Annotated in this window: 3 protein-coding genes; all 3 read right to left on the bottom strand. The window is 60.8% G+C overall.

Features of this window, described 5'->3' with window-relative positions; all coding sequences use genetic code 11:
• Positions 1-26 precede the first annotated feature (26 nt).
• Complete coding sequence (locus L0H65_RS15785) at positions 27-869, bottom strand: sugar phosphate isomerase/epimerase (protein ID WP_301460045.1); 843 nt, start codon at positions 867-869, stop codon at positions 27-29.
• The gene (locus L0H65_RS15780) at positions 866-2,251 is read right to left on the bottom strand and encodes a bifunctional enoyl-CoA hydratase/phosphate acetyltransferase (protein WP_301460043.1); all 1,386 of its coding nucleotides are present in this window, start codon (positions 2,249-2,251) and stop codon (positions 866-868) included. Before L0H65_RS15780 ends, L0H65_RS15785 begins: the two co-directional genes overlap by 4 nt.
• Before the next feature lie 65 nt (positions 2,252-2,316).
• Positions 2,317-3,909 (bottom strand): alpha-amylase family glycosyl hydrolase, encoded by a 1,593-nt coding sequence (locus L0H65_RS15775; RefSeq protein WP_301460047.1) that lies wholly within the window; start codon positions 3,907-3,909, stop codon positions 2,317-2,319.
• Between the last annotated feature and the right edge of the window lie 108 nt (positions 3,910-4,017).

Genomic DNA, 4,017 nt, shown 5'->3' with positions numbered 1-4,017 from the left:
CGTTAGGGCTGGCCGATCCTTTCGGTCTATTCCGCCAGCCCTAACGCTGCAAGGTTTTCCGCGCCGCGCCGGACATGGCGCAGGTCATTTACCTCCAGGATCAGGCGCGGCATTTTGGGCAGCGCGTGAAGTGCCGTAAAAATTGCGCGCCAGTTCAGTGGGCCATCGCCGGGGTGCCAATGTCGGTCGGCAAAGCCATCGCTGTCTTGCAGATGTACATGATCCAGCCGTTTCCCCGCCGCCATCACATAGGCATCCACCGGCGGTGCAGCGGTGGTCACATGGGCATATTGCGCGTGCCCGGTATCAAGCGACACTTTCAACGCGGGGGAGTTCAGCGCATCCACCATGCGGCAGCGCGCGGCGGGGTCGATATCTTCGATGTTTTCCAGCACCAGCCCGACGCCCGTGTCCTCAGCCCGTTTCAGCACCGGCCCAAGCGTAAAGCGCACCCGCTCGATCTGGATCATCGCGTCATGGGCGCTGGCCATCTGGTTGCCGTGGTCCCATGAGGTGATGGGCGAATGGATCACCATCTGATCCGCCATCAACGCCTCGCATACCTCCAATGCCTTCAGCATCCGCTTCTGCACGATCACCGCCACATCGGGGTCAGCGGTATCAATGGAAAATCCGACATAGGGGCCATGGATACCAATGCGCCCTTCCAACCCGTCGATCAGCTTTTTCGCCCGTGCGATCGGGACGGAAAGGTCGCCGTTCAGCACATGCGGCAGACAGAAACTCTGCAATTCCAGATCGCGCGGTGCGGCGAGCATCCAGCCGCGGTGGAGTTCGAGCATATCCAGCGTCAGGGCCGCACCCAGGACCGGTTTTGCGGCTGAAGGTTTGGCAACGGCAAGTTTCATTTCGGCGTTCCCTTCATCCGGTTGTGATGGACCGCAGCCACAGCACAAGACGCCAGTCGCGCCATGGAACTGTCGGACCGGGAGTTGAGGATGACCGGAACCTTCGCCCCCATCACCAGTCCCGCCGCTTCGGCATGGCTGATATAGGCAAGCTGCTTGGCCAGCATGTTGCCGGCGTCGATCCCCGGCACCACCAGCACCTCGGCGCGACCTGCGACCTCTGACCTGATGCCCTTGATATGGGCTGCTGCCATCGACACCGCATTGTCCATTGCCAGAGGACCGTCAACAAAGCCACCGGTGATCTGCCCGCGTTCCGCCATTTTCGACAACAAAGCCGCGTCAATCGAAGATGGGATCGCCGGGTTCACGGTTTCCACCGCCGAGAGCACGCCGACGCGGGGCGAGATGATGCCGATGGAAATCGCCAGATCAATCGCATTCTGGACAATATCAACCTTGGTTTCCAGATCCGGCGCGATGTTGATTGCGGCGTCGGTCACCAACAAGGGATAGTCTACCCCCGGAACATCCATCACGAAAATATGCGTGAGCCTGCGACCGATGCGCAGGCCCTTTTCACGGTCCACCATCGGGCGCAGCATGTCCTCGGTATGGATATTGCCTTTCATCACCGCATCGGCGCGGGCTTCATGCACCAAGGCCACGGCACGCGCTGCCGCCTCCTGCGCAGTGGCGGTGTCGATGATCTCAATGCCGGTAAGGTCAGCCCCCAGTTCGGCGGCCGCGACCTCGATCCTGGCGGTATTACCGACAAGGATCGGCGTGATGATCGTGTGCCGCAGCGCCAGAAGCGCGCCGCCAAGCGCGGTTGCATTTTCCGGGCAGATGACAGCGGTGCGCAGGCTGGGAAGCGGTTCGGCCAGCTGCAAGAGCGCGTCGAAATGCCGGTGTCGCCGGACCGTCAAGCCGGGCAGGGTGGAGCTGTCAACGCGGTAATGCCTCGTCGGGGCTTGCACACGGACAGAGCCGGATAGGATCAGCTTGCGGTCGGTTTCTCGTTCCACCCGCGCCGAAAGGGTCACGGTGCCCTGATCAAGCCCGGTGACCGTGACAGTGGTGAGAAGTTCCTCGCCCGCAAAGGCGCGGGCATGGAAATCATAGTTTTGTGCAAGAGTTACGATGCCGGGGCCGGGAAGCTGGGTGCCAAGGATCGCCGCAACGAGAGAGGCGGCAAATGCCGAGGGCACCATCGCCTCTGCCTGTCCATCGCCATCGCCGTCCAGCCCCGGCAGGTGCAGCGGGTTGTGGTTGCCAGTGGCCGAGGCAAAGATGAAGAGGTCATCTGCCGTGCAAAGCCGGATCGCGCTTGCGCTGTCGCCGAGTTTCAAGGCGTCAAACAGCTTGTTCTCAAGGATCATCTCACGCTCCGGTTTTCAGGGGCTACTCTGGTCTTATGGCGTGCAAGGGGCAAGGCTGTCACGCGCTATCCAACCCGCGCATCGGATGCCCCGCGCAGGAATGCAAAGCCATTGGCGCCAAGCTGCAAGGCGTTGCCGGTCAGATCGGCGAGTTGCGTCGGGCCAACCGCCGTTGCTGCGCCGCCCAGCACAAGCGAAACCGGGGCGGTTGACAGGTTGAAAAGGCACAGCAGATCATCCCGCAGAAAGCCCAGAACCGGCTCTGGCAGGTTGAGAAACTGCGTTTTGCCGTGGCGCAGCGCGGGCGTGTCGCGCCGGAATGCCAGCGTTTCGCGATAGGCTTCCAGCACCGAACCGGCAGCTTGCGCTGCGATATTGCGCGCCCTTTGCGGCGGCTTGATCGGCAACCAAGGCGTGCCGGTGGTGAATCCGGCCTGAACGCTATCGTCCCAGACCATCGGCGTGCGGCATCCGTCGCGACCCTTGTAGTCGGGCCAGAATTTGAATCCGGGCGGATCGGTGAGTTCGGAATAAAGGATATCGGTTTCTGTCTGCCCCAACTCCTCGCCCTGATAGATGCAAAGGGAGCCTTGAAACCCCGCAAGCATTGCAATCACCTGTTTTGCGAGCGCGTCAGGTTCGCCATGATCCGCCCAACGGCTGACGTGGCGGATCACGTCATGGTTGGAAAAGCTCCAGCATGGGCATCCATCGGGGGCGGCGGCGTAAAACCCTTCGATCTTCTGGCGAAAATGCGCGGCGGTGAATTCGGGGCCGAGCATGTCGAACGAATAGGCCATATGCAGGCGGCTGTTGCCCGCTGTGTATTGCGCCGTGATCTCACCCGCGCGCCGGGATTCGCCCACCTCGCCCACCATGGCGCGGCCCGGATATCCATCTGTCAGCGCGCGCAGGCGTTCGAGAAAGGGCAGGTTTTCGGGCCGGTTCTTGGAATAGAGGTGATCCTGCATGTCATAAGGGTTGACCTTAGGCACCACCGCATTGCGCGGATCGGGGGGGTTGGATCGCAGCTTCTGATCGTGGAAATAAAAGTTCACGGTATCAAGGCGGAACCCGTCGACTCCGCGTTCCAACCAAAACCGCATGTTGGCAAGATGCCAATCCTGCACGTCGCGGTTGTGAAAATTGAAGTCGGGCTGCGAGGTCAGGAAATTGTGCAAATAGTATTGCCTCCGCCGCGCATCCCATTCCCAGGCGGAGCCGCCAAAGACCGACACCCAGTTGTTCGGTGGCGATCCGTCAGGGTTGGGGTCAACCCAGACATACCAATCGGCAAACGGGTTGTCGTGGCTCGACCGGCTCTCGATGAAATGAGGATGCTGGTCTGACGAATGGCTGATCACCTGATCGACAATGACTTTCAGCCCCAATCCATGCGCCCGCGCCAGTAGCGCATCAAAATCGGCCAAGGTGCCGAACAACGGGTCAATATCGGTGTAATCCGAAACATCATAGCCCATGTCCGCCATTGGCGAGGTGAAGACAGGCGACAGCCAGATCGCATCGACACCAAGGCTTGCGACATGCTCCAGCCGCGATGTGATCCCCGCCAGATCACCAATCCCGTTCCCGGTACTGTCCTGAAACGAGCGGGGATAGATTTGATAAGTTACTGAATTGCGCCACCAGTCGTGCATATCGCCCCCGTTCGCTCTGGAAGCGAAAAACGACACCAAAGCCGCGCGGAGTGCAAGGTGGATTTTGGACAGAGGGTGTTGCGTAGCGGCAGCCTGTGCCGGATGGCG

The organism is Pseudorhodobacter sp. (genome assembly GCF_030452865.1).
Lineage (GTDB): Bacteria > Pseudomonadota > Alphaproteobacteria > Rhodobacterales > Rhodobacteraceae > Pseudorhodobacter.
The sequence above is the reverse complement of the archived record's forward strand: the minus strand, read 5'-3'. Positions and strand labels throughout refer to the sequence as shown.

Coding starts and splice junctions, on each gene's coding strand:
- L0H65_RS15785 (WP_301460045.1), bottom strand. CDS start 869: ATGAAACTTGCCGTTGCCAAACCTTCAGCCGCAAAACCGGTCCTGGGT.
- L0H65_RS15780 (WP_301460043.1), bottom strand. CDS start 2,251: ATGATCCTTGAGAACAAGCTGTTTGACGCCTTGAAACTCGGCGACAGC.
- L0H65_RS15775 (WP_301460047.1), bottom strand. CDS start 3,909: ATGCACGACTGGTGGCGCAATTCAGTAACTTATCAAATCTATCCCCGC.